Consider the following 386-nt stretch of genomic DNA (forward strand, 5'->3'; position numbering starts at 1 on the left):
GAGCAGATGAGCCTCAACGTCATTCGCCGCTCCAGCCTCTAAGCCCCAGATAACAGGGAATCAACATGTCCAGGACTCAACTGTTCGACCTTGATGGCAAAATCGCTTTTGTTTCCGGTGCCAGCCGCGGCATCGGTGAAGCCATTGCCAGGCTGCTGGCCCAACAAGGTGCCCACGTCATTGACTCCAGCCGCAAACTCGAAGGCTGCCAGCCAGTGGCCGATGCAATCATCGCCGAGGGCGGCAAGGCCACTGCCATCGCCTGCCATATTGGCGAAATGGAACAGATCACTCAGACCTTTGCGCGCATACGCGCAGACTTTGGCCGCATCGATATTCTGGTTAACAACACCGCGACCAATCCGCAGTTCTGCAACGTACTGGAC

At 57.0% G+C, this 386-nt stretch carries 1 protein-coding gene; it reads left to right on the forward strand.

The features are described 5' to 3' along the window. Positions 1-65 precede the first annotated feature (65 nt). A partial coding sequence (locus JWG43_RS19290; protein WP_205244506.1) for an SDR family NAD(P)-dependent oxidoreductase occupies positions 66-386 on the forward strand: 321 nt, incomplete at its 3' end.

The sequence above is a fragment of the Desulfobulbus alkaliphilus genome (genome assembly GCF_016918545.1).
GTDB lineage: Bacteria > Desulfobacterota > Desulfobulbia > Desulfobulbales > Desulfobulbaceae > Desulfobulbus > Desulfobulbus alkaliphilus.